This window comes from Pseudoroseicyclus sp. H15 (assembly GCF_054353345.1).
On sequence record NZ_JBTHJE010000006.1, the window covers coordinates 211,225 to 227,392 of the forward strand.

The 16,168-nt window shown below is 69.6% G+C and carries 13 protein-coding genes; 8 read left to right on the forward strand and 5 right to left on the reverse strand.

Annotated elements, in window-relative coordinates; all coding sequences use genetic code 11:
- Positions 1–30: 30 nt before the first annotated feature.
- The 4 genes from ACXN5S_RS14940 to ACXN5S_RS14955 all read left to right on the forward strand — a co-directional run bounded on the left by ACXN5S_RS14940 (position 31) and on the right by ACXN5S_RS14955 (position 3,672).
- The gene (locus ACXN5S_RS14940; RefSeq protein ID WP_458606262.1) at positions 31–696 is read left to right on the forward strand and encodes a glutathione S-transferase family protein; all 666 of its coding nucleotides are present in this window, start codon (positions 31–33) and stop codon (positions 694–696) included.
- Complete coding sequence (locus ACXN5S_RS14945; RefSeq protein WP_458606263.1) at positions 696–2,069, forward strand: L-serine ammonia-lyase; 1,374 nt, start codon at positions 696–698, stop codon at positions 2,067–2,069. Before ACXN5S_RS14940 ends, ACXN5S_RS14945 begins: the two co-directional genes overlap by 1 nt.
- Positions 2,070–2,178: 109 nt before the next feature.
- Positions 2,179–2,637, forward strand: coding sequence for a baeRF12 domain-containing protein (locus ACXN5S_RS14950; RefSeq protein WP_458606264.1), 459 nt, complete (start codon positions 2,179–2,181; stop codon positions 2,635–2,637).
- A 126-nt stretch (positions 2,638–2,763) separates the two neighbouring features.
- A complete protein-coding gene (locus tag ACXN5S_RS14955; protein WP_458606265.1) occupies positions 2,764–3,672 on the forward strand; it encodes a DMT family transporter in 909 nt (302 codons plus the stop codon).
- On the opposite strand, the gene ACXN5S_RS14960 is transcribed toward ACXN5S_RS14955, so the two are convergent.
- Positions 3,620–4,297: a thiamine diphosphokinase gene (locus tag ACXN5S_RS14960; RefSeq protein ID WP_458606266.1), complete on the reverse strand. Its 678-nt coding sequence runs from the start codon at positions 4,295–4,297 to the stop codon at positions 3,620–3,622. The two genes, ACXN5S_RS14955 and ACXN5S_RS14960, sit on opposite strands and share 53 nt — an antisense overlap.
- 157 nt (positions 4,298–4,454) lie before the next feature.
- Between ACXN5S_RS14960 and ACXN5S_RS14965 the strand changes: the two genes are divergently transcribed.
- Positions 4,455–6,962, forward strand: coding sequence for a DNA polymerase III subunit gamma/tau domain-containing protein (locus ACXN5S_RS14965; protein ID WP_458606267.1), 2,508 nt, complete (start codon positions 4,455–4,457; stop codon positions 6,960–6,962).
- Positions 6,963–7,131: 169 nt separating this feature from the next.
- On the forward strand, positions 7,132–8,721 hold the full coding sequence (locus ACXN5S_RS14970) for an ABC-F family ATP-binding cassette domain-containing protein (RefSeq protein ID WP_458606268.1): 1,590 nt from the start codon (positions 7,132–7,134) through the stop codon (positions 8,719–8,721).
- Positions 8,722–8,736: 15 nt separating this feature from the next.
- Here the strand turns inward: ACXN5S_RS14970 and ACXN5S_RS14975 are convergent, their stop codons facing one another.
- Positions 8,737–9,225, reverse strand: coding sequence for a D-galactarate dehydratase (locus tag ACXN5S_RS14975; RefSeq protein ID WP_458606269.1), 489 nt, complete (start codon positions 9,223–9,225; stop codon positions 8,737–8,739).
- A 124-nt stretch (positions 9,226–9,349) separates the two neighbouring features.
- Between ACXN5S_RS14975 and moaA the strand changes: the two genes are divergently transcribed.
- Together moaA and ACXN5S_RS14985 are read left to right on the forward strand one after the other, a co-directional pair.
- Complete coding sequence (gene moaA / locus ACXN5S_RS14980) at positions 9,350–10,348, forward strand: GTP 3',8-cyclase MoaA (RefSeq protein ID WP_458606270.1); 999 nt, start codon at positions 9,350–9,352, stop codon at positions 10,346–10,348.
- Positions 10,349–10,355: 7 nt separating this feature from the next.
- The gene (locus ACXN5S_RS14985) at positions 10,356–11,597 is read left to right on the forward strand and encodes a 3-deoxy-D-manno-octulosonic acid transferase (protein WP_458606271.1); all 1,242 of its coding nucleotides are present in this window, start codon (positions 10,356–10,358) and stop codon (positions 11,595–11,597) included.
- A gap of 414 nt (positions 11,598–12,011) precedes the next feature.
- On the opposite strand, the gene ACXN5S_RS14990 is transcribed toward ACXN5S_RS14985, so the two are convergent.
- The 3 genes from ACXN5S_RS14990 to folE2 form a co-directional block, all read right to left on the reverse strand.
- On the reverse strand, positions 12,012–13,169 hold the full coding sequence (locus tag ACXN5S_RS14990) for a M20 aminoacylase family protein (protein WP_458606272.1): 1,158 nt from the start codon (positions 13,167–13,169) through the stop codon (positions 12,012–12,014).
- Positions 13,170–13,247: 78 nt separating this feature from the next.
- The gene (locus ACXN5S_RS14995) at positions 13,248–14,714 is read right to left on the reverse strand and encodes a TrkH family potassium uptake protein (RefSeq protein ID WP_458606273.1); all 1,467 of its coding nucleotides are present in this window, start codon (positions 14,712–14,714) and stop codon (positions 13,248–13,250) included.
- 305 nt (positions 14,715–15,019) lie between these two features.
- Positions 15,020–16,129, reverse strand: a complete 1,110-nt coding sequence (gene folE2 / locus ACXN5S_RS15000) for a GTP cyclohydrolase FolE2 (protein ID WP_458606274.1) — start codon at positions 16,127–16,129, stop codon at positions 15,020–15,022.
- Positions 16,130–16,168: the final 39 nt, after the last annotated feature.

A 16,168-nucleotide genomic window follows, 5' to 3' on the forward strand; every position in this document is an offset into this window, starting at 1 on the left:
GGCGGCCGCGGAGCTTGGTTAACTGGCGCCATGGCCGAGCTGACGCTGCACTACGCCCCGGACAATGCCTCGCTCTGCGTCCGGCTGGCGCTGGAGCTGCAGGGGCGTCCCTATGAGACGCGGCTGGTTGACCGGCGGGCCAAGGCGCAGACGTCGCCCTCTTACCTGCGCCTGAACCCCAACGGGCTGATCCCGGTGCTGGAAACCCCGGACGGTGCGCTCTTCGAGACCGCCGCCATCCTGCTTTGGCTGGCGGAAAAGGATGCTGCCCTCTTCCCGCCGTCCGAGGCACCTGGCTATGGCGCGGCCCTGAGCTGGCTCTTCTGGCTCTCCAACAGCCTGCACACCGCACTGCGGGCGCGGTTCTACCCCGGCAAATATCCCTTCGCCGAACCGGAGGCGACGCGGACCCGGCTGATGGAGCTGCTGAACATCGCCGAGGAACGTCTCGCCCCCATGATGCTCGCAGCCCCGCCCGGCATTCTCGATTGCTATCTGGCGCCGATGCTGCGCTGGCTGGCACTCTACCCCACGGCGGACTGGCCGCCGATCACCGGCTGGCCCGGGCTCGCCGCGCTCTGCACCCGGATGGAGGCCCTGCCCGCAACCTGGCGCGCCGCCGAGGCAGAGGGGCTCGGCCCCCGGCCCTTCACCGCGCCAGAGCCCTGCCGCCCCAAGGAAGGAAGTGCTGTCTGATGTTCCTCTCGGTCTTCGACATGTTCAAGGTGGGCGTCGGCCCCTCCTCCAGCCACACGATGGGGCCGATGGTGGCCTCCGCCCGCTTCCTCGATCATCTGCGCGGGCTCGACTTCACCGCCTCGGGCGTGCGGGCGACGCTCTATGGCTCGCTCGCCTTCACAGGGGTCGGCCATGCCACCGACCGCGCGGTGATGCTGGGCCTCGCCGGCTTCACGCCCTCAGATTACGACGCCGACAAGGCCGAGTCGGCGCTGGCCAAGCTGCGCGAGGAGAAGGCGGTCGAGCCCGAAGGCCTGCCGCGGCTGACCTTCGACCCCGAGGCCGACATGCGCTTCAACTACGACGCCCCGCTGCCCGGCCATGCCAACGGGCTGGTGCTCCAAGGGCTCGACAAGCAGGGCGACGTCATCACCGAGGTCACCTATTACTCCGTCGGCGGCGGCTTCGTGCTGACGGACAAAGAGCTGGAGGCCGGGCAGGATACCGACAGCGGCGCGCCTGTGCCCTACCCGTTCAAGAGCGCCGCCGAGATGCTGCAGATGGCGGCGAAGTCCGGCAAGACCATCGCCCAGATGAAGCGCGCCAACGAGGAAAGCCGCCGCCCGCCCGGTGAGGTCGATAAGGGCATCGCGCGGATCTGGGAGGTGATGTCGGCTTGCATCGACAAGGGGCTGGAGGAGCGCGGCATCCTGCCCGGCGGCCTCAACGTTCGCCGCCGCGCCGCCGCCATCCACGAGGCGCTGAAGGCCGAGGCGGGGCAGAACCTGACAGCGCCGCATGTCATCAACGACTGGATCGGCGCCTATGCCATGGCGGTGAACGAAGAGAATGCCGCCGGCGGCCAGGTGGTGACCGCGCCGACCAACGGCGCCGCCGGGGTCGTGCCCGCGGTGCTGAAATACTGGATGGCGCATGTGCCGACAGCCCAGCCCTCGAAGCTGCCCGACTTCCTGCTCACCGCCGCCGCCATCGGCGGGCTCATCAAGTACAACGCCAGCATCTCCGGCGCCGAATGCGGTTGCCAGGCGGAGGTCGGCTCGGCCTCGGCCATGGCCGCAGCCGGGCTTTGCGCCGTCCTCGGCGGCAGCCCCGAGCAGGTGGAGAATGCCGCCGAGATCGCGCTGGAGCATCACCTCGGCATGACCTGCGACCCGGTGAAGGGCCTCGTGCAGGTGCCCTGCATCGAGCGCAACGGCCTCGGCGCCATCAAGGCCGTCTCGGCCGCCTCGCTGAGCCTGCGCGGTGACGGGCAGCATTTCGTGCCCCTAGACGCCGCCATCGAGACGATGCGGCAGACCGGCAACGACATGAGCGAGAAGTACAAGGAGACCTCGCTCGGGGGCCTCGCGGTGAACATCCCGAATTGTTGAGCGGCAGCCCCGCCTTCCCTTCCGCCACGGCACGGAACGGGCGGGCCGGGGGGCGCGTTTCTCTGGCAGCCTCCACCCAAGGGGGCTGAACAAGACAGGAGATTTCGCGATGTCCGACACCAAGCTCAAGCTCACCCACGACATCTACGTGATGGTCGCCGATGGCGAGAAGGCGCTGCTCTTCCGCAACGAGGGTGACGAGAAATTCCCCAATCTCGAGGTCGTCCGCGAATTCCATGAAGAAAACCCGCCGACCCGCGATCAGGGCACCGACCGCCCGGGCCGCATGAACGATGGTGGCGGTCGCGTGCAGAAGAGCTCGTTCGACGAGGCCGACTGGCACCGGATCGCCAAGGACCGCTTCGCCGACGAGATGGCAGAGCGGCTTTACAAGCTGGCCCACAAGGGCGCCTATGAGCACCTTGTCGTTGTCGCGCCGCCGCAGGTGCTGGGCGAGATGCGCCAGAAATTCCACAAGGAGGTTGAGAGCCGGATCGTCGCAGAGATCCCGAAAACGCTGACGGGCCATCCGGTCGATCAGATCGAGAAAGTGCTCGCCTCCGAATAAACCTTCCGTCGAATGAGCGCCGGCGGCCCGCCAGCCGCCGGCGCTTCCCCATCTGGTCAAATGGCCGCAGCGGGACTTTCGCCCCCGCACATTGCCCCTGCGTCATCAGCCGGTTAGCGTGCGGCCATGGCACAAGACCGCCCCCTTCTCGGCATTTTCCTCATGCTCGGCTTCTGCATCATGGCCCCCTGCGGGGATGCCATGGCGAAGCTGCTCGGCGATTCCGTCTCGATCACCCAGCTCGTCGCCATCCGCTTCACCGTACAGGCCGCAGTACTTGTGCCGCTGGTGCTGCTCTCGGGCGGCAGCCTTCGGATGTCTCGCCGAGTTCTGGTGCTGACGGCGGTGCGCACGGTCCTGCATATAGCTGGCATCTCTCTGATGTTCACCGCCCTGCTCTACCTGCCCCTGGCCGATGCCATTTCCATCGCCTTCGTCATGCCGTTCATCATGCTGCTGCTCGGCTGGGCGGTGATGGGCGAAAGCGTTGGCATGCACCGGCTCGGCGCCTGTGCCGTCGGCTTCGTTGGCACGCTTGTCGTGCTGCAGCCCAACCTGCGCGAGGCCGGCGCCGTTGCGCTGCTGCCGCTCGCCGTGGCGCTGTTCTTCGCGCTTTTCATGCTGGCCACTCGCGCCGTCGCGCGCGAGGTCGGGCCGATTGCCCTGCAGGCAATGAGCGGGCTGATGGCGAGCGTCGTGCTGGTGCCGCTGCTGCTGATCCTCGGCGACACGCCCGGCGTCTTCAACTGGACCCCGCCCTCGGGCGCAACCTGGTGGCTGATGGCGGCGCTGGGGCTGCTCGGCACGCTGGCGCATCTGGCCATGACGGCCTCGCTGCGCTTCGCCCCCTCCGCCACGCTGGCACCGATGCAGTATCTGGAGATCCCGATGGCCACGCTGATCGGCTGGGTCGTCTTCTCCGATCTGCCCGGGCCGACAGCGAGCCTGGGCATCGGCCTGACCATCGCCGCCGGGCTCTACATCATCCTGCGGGAGCGGCGGGCGGCCAGGCTGGCGATGCCGCCAGTGAGCTGACCAGCGCGCCCAGCGCCTCCTGCGGCAGGATCAGCAGCATGGCGGGCCGCTCCGGCGCCAGCCACGCGGGGCCGGTGACCTCGTTCGACGTGGCCATGCGCCCGCCGATCTCGAACAGAAGGCCCGAGGTCGGCCAGAGCAGCCCCTCACTGTCACAGCGCCCCGGCGCGAGCGGGAAGAGCGACAGCTCGGTGCCGCTCGGCAGGTCGAGCCGCAGCTCGGGCGGGCAGAGGCAGGCGAGGTAATCCTGCCCCAGCAGCACGCAGCGCCGGTCGGGGTGGGCCGCGAGCACGGAAAGAGCCGCCAGTTCGTGGTCGAGCCGGCCGCCGCGCATGCCGAGCGCCAGCACCAGCGGCGCCTCGATATGGCGCAGCGCCTTGTCGAAATCGGTGGTCTCCTGCTCGTCGACCTCGATCAGCCGCCCCTCCAGCGCCGCCCGGGCGGCGGGCGAGATGGAATCCATATCGCCGATCACCGCCTCGGGCTGATGCCCGGCATCCAGCGCGGTATCGGCCCCGCCATCTGCTGCGATGAGCCGCGGGGCGAGCTGCAAAGCGCTCTTCAGCGCTACGGGGTCAACCGGGCCGCCGCCGATCAGCGTCACCGGAACCGGGCTGACAATCATGCTGCTGCCTGCCACAATATTCCCGCATTCGTCGCCGATTGCCCTGAAATGGTCCTGAAAACTGCCATGGGCGACCTATTTCTTCGCCCTCAATGGGCCTTCAAGGAGGAGCAGAATATCCTCCTGCACCGCGCGAAACCAGGAAGCGAGTGAAGACATGGTCGGGTCCAGCAAGATTCTCACGGTCTCCTATGGGACATTCAGCTGCACCCTGGAAGGGTTCGACGATTCCTTCGGCACCATGAAGGCGATTGCGGAGTATTTCCGCGACCTTGCCTCGGATGACCGCTACTTCGGCGCCGAACCGCCCACGCCCGATGCCGAAATGCTCGCCCGCATCGCCGAGCGCGAGATCTCCCGCCGCGTCGATGCCCGGACCGACGGCACCGGCATCGTGCTGCGCGCCGCTCAGCTGAGCGCCCCGGCAGCGCAGCCGGAGCCCGAGGTGGAGGAGCCGCAGGAGGAGGTGGCGGAAGAGACGCAGCCGGAAGAGGCACCCCAGACCGTCGAGGAGCCCGTGCCCGCCATGCCGCCCAGCCCGGTGCAGCCGCGCGAGGCCAAGGGCGGCTCCGTCGAAGACAAACTCGCCCGCATCCGTGCCGTCGTCGGCACCGGCGCGGCGGCGGCAGTTGCCGGTGAGGCGATGGCTGGCGAGGCGAGAGATGAGCAGGTGAGCGAGGCGCCTGCCGAAGAAGATTGGGCCGAAGCGCCGAGCGAGGATTTCGCCGAGACACCGGTTGCGGAGGCGCCGGACGAGGCGCCGACGGCCGAGCCCGAACCTCAGCCCGCCGACACGCCGATGGCCGAGGGTGAGGCGGAGGCTCCCGGGGAGATCGAAGACACCACCGATGAACAGGCTCAAGAGCCGGCGGACGAAGATTGGACCGCCAGCGACATGGCCTCCGCCTATGCCGCCGCCGAGGCCGACCCCGCCGAGACGGTCCATCCGGAAGACCTGGCCCCCGCCCCGGCGGACGAAGCCGAGGAGAGTCATCCTTCCGAGGCCGATGAAATCGCCGGGGCCACGCCCCAGCATGCCGACGAGACGCCCGCCCCCGAGCCGGAGCAGGGCCTCACCGAAATGGCCATGCCCTACGATAGTCTCGCCACCGAGCGCGACTACGAGCCAACGGTCGAGACGGTCGATGCCACCGACTACCAGGTCGCGCCGCCCGCCGAAGATGCCGGTCAGGTCGGCCCCGCCCTGCCGGAAACCGAGCACGTCGGTGCCGAAGAAACCGACTCGCCCTTCGTCGGCACACTGGCGGACGAAGACGAAGCCGCGCTGCTGGCCGAGCTCGCAGCCCTTGAGGCCGAAGTGGGCGTAGAGGCGCTGGATGCCCTGACGGCCGAGGGACCGATGGATGCTGCGCCCGGCGACGACGCGGCGAGCGATGTTGAAGACTGGCCGGCGGACGAGGAACTCGCCGGCGCCATGGCGAGCGCCGCTGCCGCCGGCGACCCCGGCCACAGCGCACCTGCGAAGCCCGGCGCCGACGAATTGGCCGAGGCCGAGGCCGACCTGCACGATTGGTCGGCGGGCAGCGATGCGGTCGCGACGCGCGACAACGCCGAGGCGGACATTGCCGCCGAAGAGATCGACCCCTGGGAAGCCGAGCTAGACGCCGCACTGGCCGAGGAATTCGGCGAGACCGCCGAGCTCGACGAACCCGCCGCCGGGGCCGCGCCCCGGGCCACCACCGAAGAAAACGCGACGCCCGCCCAAGACGACCCCGCCCCTCCCGCCGAAGTGGCGGATGAGGCGAGCGACGAGAAGATCACTGAGGACGAGGCCGAAGACTGGGCCGACGGCGACTCGCTGTTCGGCAACGACGGTGCCGACCTGCCCGCCGAGCCGGAACCTGCCGCCGCCCTCGACGACACCCCCGAGCGCGACCACATCCCGGAGCCCGACCCCGCCGACAATCGCACCGCCTGGGACGAACCCCGCCCCTTCGGCCGGGCGCCGGAGGCCGATGAGGACGGCCTCAACCGCATCCTCAGCCGCACCGACGAGCAGCTCGCCGAGCCGGGCAATTCGCGGCGCCGCGATGCCATTGCCCAGCTCAAGGCCGCCGTCGCCGCCACCGAGGCCGCGCGCCGGCTGGGTGAGGGCGACGGGCGCGAAGGCAAGCTCGCCGCCTTCCGCGACGATCTCGATCAGGTGGTGCGCCCCAAGCGCCCCGTTCGCGCCGGCGACATGTCGGAGCGGCCGCGCACGGCGCCGCTGAAGCTCGTCGCCTCTCAGCGTGTCGATATGGGTGAGCCCGCCGAGCCCAAGGCCCCCGTGCAGATCCGCGCCACGCAGCCGGTGCGCCCGCGCCGCGTTCTGCCCGGCGAGGTACCGCCCGCCCCCGCCGCCAGCAGCGACGATGCGGCGGAAGACAGCTTCCCCGCCTATGCCTCCGGCGCCGGGGCCGAATCGCTCTCCGACCTGCTGGAGGTCGCTGCCGCCTACACATCGCAGGTCGAAGGCGCCGAAGATTTCTCCCGCCCGCAGCTCATGCGGCTGGTGGGCGAGGCGGCGCCAGAAGGCTTCTCCCGCGAGGAGGGGCTGCGCAGCTTCGGCACGCTGCTGCGCCAGGGCCGCATCGTGAAGGTCCGCTCGGGCCGCTTCGCTTTGTCGGGCACCAGCCGCTTCCACCCAGAGCGGCGGGCGGGCTAAGCCCCCGATCCATTCAAGCCACGGGCCGGCCACAGCGCCGGCCCGTTTTGCGTTGGCGGCTTGAAAGAACCGCCGACACCGCCCATCTAGCCCGCGTCACCAACGGAGGCCCTCATGGATCACGCCCGGACCGCATTCGCCCTTCCCGCGACCTGCCTTCCGGTGACCCATGCCTGCCTTTCTGACGCTCTCCGACATCCGTATCGCCACGCCTGACGGCACGGCGCTTTTCTCTGACCTCTCGATCAGCTTCGGCCCCGAGCGCACCGCGCTTGTCGGGCCGAACGGCGCGGGCAAGTCCTCGCTACTGGCCGTCATGGCTGGCGAGGCTACGCCGGCTGCCGGCCAGGTCAGCCGATCCGGCACGCTCGGCCGGCTCTGGCAAAGCTGGCCCGACCTCGACCTGAGCCTCGCCGGGGCCATCGGCGCCGACCCCGGCCTGGCCCGGCTGGCGCGCATCGAAGCGGGCCAGGGCGACGAGACCGATTTCGCCGAGGCCGACTGGGAGCTGCCGGCCCGCGTCGCCGCCGCTCTCACCTCGGCGGGGCTCGAGGAGGCGATGCTGCCCCGCCCGCTCCATGCCCTCTCCGGCGGCCAGCGCACGCGGGCGGGGCTGGCGCGCCTGCAGCTCGAACGCCCTGACCTGCTGCTGCTCGACGAGCCGACCAACAACCTCGATGCCGAGGGCCGGGCCCTCGTGTCCGCGCTCGTCGCCGATTGGCCGGGCGGCGTTGTGCTCGCCAGCCACGACCGCGCGCTATTGGCCGGCGTCGACCGCATCCTGGAGCTGTCTCCCACCGGCTGCACGCTCTTCGGCGGCGGCTGGCCCGCCTATGCCGAAGCCCGCGCGGCCCAGGCCGCGCGCGAAGAGGCCGACGTGCAGCGCACCGCCCGCGAGCTGAAGCGCACCCGAGCCGAGGCGCAGCTACGGGCCGAGCGGCAGGCCCGGCGCGACAAGGCCGGGCGCGCCAGCAAGGCGAAGGGTGGCGAGCCGAGGATCGTGATGAATGCCCGGCTGGAGCGGGCCGAGGGCACGGCGGCGCGGGGCAACGTCCTCGGTCAGCGGCTGGAAGCTGCGGCAGAGGAGGCGCGGCAAGCCGCCGAGGCCCGCCTCACCCGACGCCCGCCGGTGCGCATCGCGGCAGAGGCGGGCGCGGCGCACGGGGTGGTGGTGTCGCTGAAGGGCGTGACGGCCCGGCGCGGCACCTTTGAGCTCGGGCCACTCAGCCTGAGCGTGACTGCGGGCGAGCATGTGGCACTGAGCGGCGGCAACGGCGCCGGCAAGTCGACGCTGCTCGCCGTCGCGCGGGGCGAGCTAGAAGCAGAAGGCGGAGCGATCCGCCGCCCGGCCCGCCTTGCCACGCTCGACCAGCATGTCGCGGGGCTGATGCCGGAGGAGAGCCTGCAGGATGCCGTCCGGCGCCTGCATCCGGACCTCTCTGAGACCGAGGCACATGCCCTCCTCGCCCGCTTCGGCTTTCGCAATGTCACGGCTCAGAAGCCCGTGCGCGCTCTCAGCGGCGGCGAACGCCTGCGGCTTGGCCTCGCCCTCGCCCTGGGCGCGCCCGAGCTGCCGCAGCTGCTCATCCTCGACGAGCCGACGAATCACCTCGATCTGGAAACGACAGAGCTGCTGGAAGCCGCGCTAGCCGACTATGCCGGCGCGCTGCTTGTGGTCAGCCACGACCGCGACTTCCTCGACGCCATCGGCATCGACCGGGAGCTGCATCTCGCGAAGGGCCTTCTCGCCGGGGCGTAACCCCGGCGCGAGGGCTCAGGCGTTCGGCGGCAGGGCGAAGAGCGCCAGCTCGGGCAGGTCGGTGAAGGGCACCTCGAGCAGGCGCATGGCCGGCAGCGAGATCTCTGCCCCGGCGCCCGGCTCGCCGCCCGAGGGGCGCAGCTCGACATTGATCGACTTGCCAGTCGCGAGAACCTCGGCGCGGCCCGGAGTCAGCTCGGTCACATAGCCCGTCTCGATCCAGATGCCCGGCTCGGCGGGGTCGCCCAGCGAGCCCACAGTGGTGCCGAGGCGCGTCTCCGCCGCCGGCGCCGGCTCTGCGAGAGCCGCCTCGCGGTCTTCCTCGCTGGTGGTGTCGAACTCATCCGCCGTCGTCGCATTGGCTGGCGGCGGAGGCGGCGGCGTCGTGTCGAGCGTCGGCGCCGCTTCGGGGGCCGGCGCGGCGGTTTGCGTGGGCGGTGGGGCGAACACAGAGGCCAGATCGGCTTCGGTGCAGGCAGCCAGCGGCAGAAGGGCAAGGAACATCAGAGCTTTCATTGCCAAAGCCTAGGGCGGCCCCCGCCCCGGCGCAATATGCCTCAGGTGCCGCAAGCGTGAGCCCGGCGGCACCCCGCTTGCGCGCGCGGGGCGACCCTCCTACGTTCCGCCCATGGTACTCACCGATCCCTTTCAGCGCGACATCCGCTATCTGCGCGTCTCCGTCACCGACCGCTGCGATTTTCGCTGCGTCTATTGCATGTCGGAGAACATGGAATTCCTGCCGAAGAAGGAGCTGCTGACGCTGGAAGAGCTCGACCGGCTCTGCAGCGCCTTCGTCCGGCTCGGCGTGCAGAAGCTGCGCATCACCGGCGGCGAACCGCTGGTGCGCCGGGGCATCATGACCTTCTTCGAAGCCATGGGCCGGCATCTGAAGACCGGCGCGCTGAAGGAGCTGACGCTGACGACCAACGGCAGTCAGCTGTCGCGCTTCGCCGATCAGCTGGCCGCCGCCGGGGTGCGGCGCGTGAATGTCTCGCTCGACACTCTGGATGAGGGCAAGTTCAAGGAGGTCACCCGCTGGGGCCGGCTGAAGCAGGTGATGGAGGGCATCCACGCCGCCAAGGAGGCCGGGCTGCGCGTGAAGATCAACACCGTGGCGCTGAAGGGCTTCAACGATGCCGAGCTCTTCGACCTGGTCGAATGGTGCGCGGCGGAAGATCATGATCTCACCTTCATCGAGGTCATGCCGATGGGCGACATCGGCAACGAGGATCGCCTCGGTCAGTACTGGCCTTTGAGCGACCTGCGGGGCCAGCTCGCCCAGCGCTATCACCTCGATGCGCTGGCGGAGAATACTGGCGGGCCGGCCCGCTATGTGCGGCTGGAGGAGACCGGGCAGAAGATCGGCTTCATCACGCCGCTGACCCACAATTTCTGCGAGAGCTGCAATCGCGTGCGCATCACCTGCACCGGCGAAATCTACACCTGCCTGGGGCAGGAGGGCCATTCCGACCTGCGCGGCCCGCTGCGCGCCAGCGAGGCCGACGCACCGCTCGAAGAGGCGATCCGCGCCGCGATCGCGCTCAAGCCCAAGGGCCATGATTTCGACTATTCCCGCCAGGATGTCGCCGGCCGCGTCAGCCGCCACATGAGCCATACCGGCGGATAGGCGCCACTTGCGCCGTCGCCCTGCCCTTCTTTCCGCCTATTGCAGCGCCGCCAATCTGGCGGCGCCGTTCGTCTATCGCCGCGTGGCGCGCGGGCTGGCGGAGGCAGGCGTGGCGCCGGAGCGGATCGCCGAGCGTTGGGGAGAGGCGAGCCTGTCGCGACCGGAGGGGCGACTGGTCTGGCTGCACGGCGCCTCCGTGGGCGAGGGGCTGTCGCTGCTGCCGCTGACGGAGGAGCTGCTGGGGCGCGGATCGAGGGTGCTGCTCACGACCGGCACGGCGGCGGCGGCGGAGATCCTGCCGGGGCGGCTGCCGGAAGGAGCTTTGCACCAATTCGCGCCGCTGGATGCCGCGGGGCCGCTGCGGCGGTTCCTTGGGCATTGGCGGCCGGATGCGGTGGCCTTCGCCGAAAGCGAGATCTGGCCGCAGACGATATTGCGCGTGAAAGCAGCGGGCCTGCCGCTGGCGCTGGTCAACGCGCGCCTGTCGGCACGCTCTGCCGCGCGCTGGGGCAAGCGGCCGGCGAGCGCTGCCGCGCTCTTCTCGGCCTTCGGCCTCGTCGCGGCGCAGGGGCCCGAGATCGCCGCGCGCCTGACGGCGCTTGGCGCGCACGCCGTCTTCGACGGCGGCGATGCCAAGGCGGCGGCGGCTCCGCCGCCGGTGGATGAGGGGGAGCTCGCGGCGCTGCGCGCCGAGCTGGACAGGCGGCCCGTGTGGGCGGCTGTGTCGACGCATCCGGGAGAAGAAGAGCTGGTGCTGGCCGCCCATGAGGCGCTGCGCGCAGAGCTTTCGGAGGCGCTGCTGATCCTCGTACCAAGGCATGTGGCCCGGGCGGACGAGGTGGCGGCGCTTGCGGGCGGGGTACCGAGGCGTTCGGCGGGGGAGAGGCCGGAGGGGCCGGTCTATCTGGCGGATAGTTTCGGAGAGACGGGGCTGTGGATGCGGGCGGCGGGCGCGGTGTTCTTAGGCGGCTCGCTGGTGCCGGTCGGAGGGCACAATCCCTGGGAGCCGGCGCGGCTGGGCAAGCCGTTGCTGCACGGGAAACATGTGGAGAGTGCGGCGGCGGCCTATGCGGCCCTGGGTGAGGCCGGGGCGGCGGTGGAGGTAGCGGCAGAGACGCTCGCAGATGCCGTGGCGCGGGCGCTGCGCGGTGAAGGACCGGATGGCGATGCCGGGTCGGCTGTGGCGGATACGGCTGCGGAGCGGTTCACCGAGGGGCTGGGGCGTCTGGCGGAGTACCTGACTGGGTAAGGGCGAAGTGGGTCCGGGATATGCAACCCCGACGTCGCGCGCTCAGACTCTTCGATGTCATCGCGGCGGCGAAACGCTACGCCCTCTTGCCCCGGTCTGCACGCCGGCCCGCGGGGTGGCGCCACTCGTTCTCCGCTAACGCGCTTTATGCCACGCCCCTCCCAGCCCCGAGCTGGGCGGTACGGTCACCAGAGCACCAGCCCGCCGGGACGGGCCGGCGCTCGCGCGGCGGCCTGACGGCCTTGATTCCGCGCATGGGCGAGTAGCGGATGGGTGCCGTGGGAACCCACCCACGGCGAGTGCATCTCAGAACATCCCGCTCACGTACGCCCCGAAGCCGGGCCCGGCGCCCCCAATGCAGGCCCGGCGCGCCGGGGTGGGTGGGCGGGAGGCGGGCCGGGCCTGCCGCCCCCCTCAGCTCAGCGGCAGGCGTTGCTCGACGATCTCCGCCCAGAAGGAACAGCCCGCCGGGATGGCCTCGTCGTTGAAATCGTAGCCGGGGTTGTGCACCGCCGCCGTGTCGCCGTTGCCGACGAGGATATAGGCGCCCGGGCGCTCCTCCAGCATGTAGGCGAAATCCTCTCCGCCCATCACCAGATCAGCCTCAGCGCAATCGCCGGCGACCTTGCGGGCGGCCTCTCGGGCGAACTCCGTCTCGGTCTCGGCGTTCACCATCACCGGGTAGCCCTTGATCCACTTGACCTTCGCCTCACCGCCGAAGCCCTCGCAGATCGAGGCGGCCAGCGCCTTGATCCGCTCCTCGCCCAACACCCGCATCTCGGGCGCCAGCGTGCGCACCGTGCCCTTCAGCGTCACCTTCGGGGGGATTACGTTGAAGGCCTGGCTCGAGGTCACGAACGACGTCACCGAGACCACGATCTGCTTCACCGGGTCGGCGTTGCGGCTGACGATGGTCTGCATTGCCAGCACCAGCTGCGAGGCCATCACCACCGGGTCGATGCCCTCATGCGGCTTGGCGGCATGGCCGCCGCGGCCCTTCACCTCGATCTCGAACTGATCGGTCGAGGCGAAGAAGCCGCCGGGCCGGATGGCAAAGCTACCCACCGGGGCGCCCGGCCAGTTGTGCATGCCGTAGACTTCCTTGATGTCGAAGCGCTCCATCATGCCGTCCTCGCACATCTCCCGGCCGCCGCCACCGCCCTCCTCGGCGGGCTGGAAGATCACGGCGACGGTGCCGGCGAAGTTGCGCGTCTCGGCGAGGTACTTCGCGGCGCCTAGCAGCATCGCCGTGTGGCCGTCATGGCCGCAGGCATGCATGGCGCCGGGGGTCTTGCTGGCATGGGGGACGCCCGTCTCTTCCGTGATCGGCAGCGCATCCATGTCGGCGCGCAGGCCGATGGTGCGGCCCGGCTCGCGGCCCTTGATCAGCGCCACCACACCGGTCCGGCCGAGGCCGGTGACCACCTCGTCACAGCCGAATGCCTTCAGCTTCTCTTCCACGATGGCCGAGGTCCGGTGCGTCTCGAACAGGATCTCGGGGTTCTCGTGAAGGTCACGGCGCCATTCGGTGATCTCGGGGAGCAATTCGGCAAATCGGTTGCGGATGGGCATGAGTGGGACTCGCGTGAGGAAGGGATGCGCCACCCTCGCGCCGCCCCGCGCGAACCGCAACCCCTGCGCCCGGCCTGCCTAGTCGCGCCACATCCGCACGGTGAAGACCGCCATCACGACGAGCATCTCCAGCCGCCCGAACCACATCGACAGGCTCAGGATCCATTTCGCCAGCGGGTTGAGCCCGCCGAAATTCCCCGCCGGCCCGATCTCGGAGCCGAGGCCGGGGCCGATATTGGCCAGCGCCGTCGCCGCGCCCGAGACCGAGGTGATGAAATCGAGCCCCGTCAGCGACAGGCAGACAGAGACGATGCCGACCGAGATGATGAAGGCCACGAAGAAGGCCATGACGGAGTTCAGCACGTCCTCGCTGACCGGGCGCCCATCGTAGCGCGGGGTGAAGACCCCATGCGGGTTGTAGATTTTGCGGATCTGCGCTCCGATCGAGACCATGAGGATCTGGTAGCGGAAGATCTTCACCGAGCAGGCCGTCGATCCGGCACAGCCGCCGATGAGGCCGATGAAGAAGAAGATCGTCACGCAGAAGCTGCCCCAGGTCATGTAATTGGCCGAGGCATAGCCCGTGCCAGACATGATCGACACGACGTTGAACAGCGCTTCGCGGAAGGCGATCTCCTCGACCCCGTGGACCAGCCGGAACAGCGCCAGCGTCACGAAGAGCACGCAAACGGCGATGACGAGCAGGAAAGCGCGGACCTGGCTGTCGCGGATCAGCGGCACGCCCTGCCCGCCGAGGAGCTGCACGTAGCGCACGAAGGGCAGCGCCGCGAGCACCATGAACAGCACCGAGACGTAGTGCGCCCCGGCCCCATAGGCGCCGAAGGAGGCGTCGGAATTGGCGAAACCCCCGGTGGAGAGCGTCGTCATCGCATGCACGATGGCATCGAAAGGGATCATCCCCGTCGCCATGTAGGCCAGCGCGCAGGCGAGCGTGAGGCCGATATAGATGACCGAGATCGACTGGGCGATCTCGGCGGCACGGGGCAGGATCTTGCCCATCGTGTCGAAAGCTTCGGAGCGGAACACCTGCATCCCCCCGACCTTCAGTTCGGGCAGGAAGACCATGGCGAAGACGATCACCCCGATCCCGCCGATCCATTGCAGGATGCCGCGCCAGAGGAGAAACCCCTCGGGCAGATCCTGGATCGGCCCGTGCACCGTGCCGCCGCCGAGGATACTGGCGCCAGTGGTGGTGAGGCCCGACATCGATTCGAAGAAGGCATCGGTGATCGTCATGTTCGGCAGGCCGACGATGAAGGGGATAGAGCCGAAGGCCGGCAGCGCCAGCCAGACACCGGCCGACATCAGGAACGTCTGCCGCAGCGTCAGCCCCTCCTTCACCCCGTTGGACGAGGCCAGCGCCATCATGCCGCCGGTGAGCACGGTGATCACGCCGCTTTCCAGAAAGACCGGCCAGTTGCCGTTGCCCGCCGCCACATCGGCCACGAAGGGGCCGAACATGGTAAGCCCCAGAACCGCGACCAGCAGGCCTATGACATATCCGACAGGGCGCAGGTCGAGCATGGAGCGCAGCGTTGGCCGGGCCTGCGCGGCTTGTCAACGCGCGGCGCGCCGGCGCGGGGATTGCCGTGGGGGAGGATGGCAGGCGAGTGACGGAGGGTCGGGGGACTGCATCCCCCGAACCCCCTGCTCTTCGCGGGGGCCTGTGGGCCCTCACACCCCCGGTCGGGTGGGGGCCAGCCCCGTCGCCATTGGTGCTTGAACCAATGGCGCACTCAATGGCGACCCCCGAGGTATTTTTGGCCAGATAAATGGGGAAGAGGCGCGTGTGCCCGGCGGGGCGGCGAGCGACCGGCGGGACCTCTGATTCAGCCCGGGTGGTGCAGCGTGCCGAAGAGGCGGGGGTCCAGGCTTTCGGCGGCGAAGGTGGGGCCTTCGGTGAAGATCGAGACGGCGTCGTGGCTGTGCAGACTCTCCTGATGGCTGGCCACGACACGGAAGTCGCCGATGCGGGGCTCGGCCTTCAGCTCTGCCGCGAAGAGGCGCACCGCGTCTTCCACGAAGATCGGGTTGGCGGCGTTGAGCTCGGCGAATGCCTGCTCGTCCTCGCGCTTGACCATTACCTGCGTCTCGGTCGGCACGGCGCGGCGGGCCATGGCGATGAGCTCTTCGAACCAGAGCCGGTCACCCGAATCGCGCGCCTCCACCGAGATGCGCGCCACCGAGCGCTGCGAATGCGGCGTGGCCAGCTGGCCGCGCGAGGCGCGGGCATGCTCCGACAGCTCCAGCGAGCAGGGGCAGGTGGAGGAATAGACGTAGTCGAGATGGGTGATGCGCTTGCGCTGCCCGCCCTGCTCCACCAGCTCGAGCGCGATGTCGTAATATTGAAAGCCCGTCAGGCCCGAGCGCAGGGATTTCACCCGTTCGGGGTAGGAAAATCGCATCTGGATGCGGGCGTCGAAGGTGTCGTGGTCGGCCTTGTATATGTTCAGCGCCTGCTGGATCACGTCGAAGGAGAAGGTCTCCTCGGCATGGGCGTAGAAGCTGCGCATGATGCGGGACATGTTGATGCCCTTGCGATTGGCATCGAGGCTGACCGTGCCGGTGACCGAGGTCTCCAGCGTGATCTCGCCGCCGTCCTTCTTGCGAAAGCGCACCGGCAGGCGGAAGTTCGAGATGCCGACATGCTGGATGGGGGCGCGGGCGCCGCGGATCAGGCTCTCCGGCCCGTTCTGCAGATCGGGCAGCGTGGCGAGATAGTCGGTGTCGGCCTCGAATTCCTCGGGGTAGGCGCGGGCCAGAGCCGGGTAATTGCCGAGCGTCGGGTCGGCGATCAGGCGCGAAATGGCCGGGTCGAGATCGGCAACCTCTTCGGGCAGGGCCGCATGGGCCCAGCGGCGCAGCACGTCCAGCGCCGCTTCGGCGTCATCCCGGCCCGGCTGGCTGGGCGTGGCGGCAATCTTTGTGTCCGCGTTCATCGGCGCCTCCCCCCGGGTAGCTGGTCCCTTGCCTTATGT

Coding starts and splice junctions, on each gene's coding strand:
- ACXN5S_RS14940 (WP_458606262.1), top strand. CDS start 31: ATGGCCGAGCTGACGCTGCACTACGCCCCGGACAATGCCTCGCTCTGC.
- ACXN5S_RS14945 (WP_458606263.1), top strand. CDS start 696: ATGTTCCTCTCGGTCTTCGACATGTTCAAGGTGGGCGTCGGCCCCTCC.
- ACXN5S_RS14950 (WP_458606264.1), top strand. CDS start 2,179: ATGTCCGACACCAAGCTCAAGCTCACCCACGACATCTACGTGATGGTC.
- ACXN5S_RS14955 (WP_458606265.1), top strand. CDS start 2,764: ATGGCACAAGACCGCCCCCTTCTCGGCATTTTCCTCATGCTCGGCTTC.
- ACXN5S_RS14960 (WP_458606266.1), bottom strand. CDS start 4,297: ATGATTGTCAGCCCGGTTCCGGTGACGCTGATCGGCGGCGGCCCGGTT.
- ACXN5S_RS14965 (WP_458606267.1), top strand. CDS start 4,455: ATGGTCGGGTCCAGCAAGATTCTCACGGTCTCCTATGGGACATTCAGC.
- ACXN5S_RS14970 (WP_458606268.1), top strand. CDS start 7,132: ATGCCTGCCTTTCTGACGCTCTCCGACATCCGTATCGCCACGCCTGAC.
- ACXN5S_RS14975 (WP_458606269.1), bottom strand. CDS start 9,225: ATGTTCCTTGCCCTTCTGCCGCTGGCTGCCTGCACCGAAGCCGATCTG.
- moaA (WP_458606270.1), top strand. CDS start 9,350: ATGGTACTCACCGATCCCTTTCAGCGCGACATCCGCTATCTGCGCGTC.
- ACXN5S_RS14990 (WP_458606272.1), bottom strand. CDS start 13,169: ATGCCCATCCGCAACCGATTTGCCGAATTGCTCCCCGAGATCACCGAA.
- ACXN5S_RS14995 (WP_458606273.1), bottom strand. CDS start 14,714: ATGCTCGACCTGCGCCCTGTCGGATATGTCATAGGCCTGCTGGTCGCG.
- folE2 (WP_458606274.1), bottom strand. CDS start 16,129: ATGAACGCGGACACAAAGATTGCCGCCACGCCCAGCCAGCCGGGCCGG.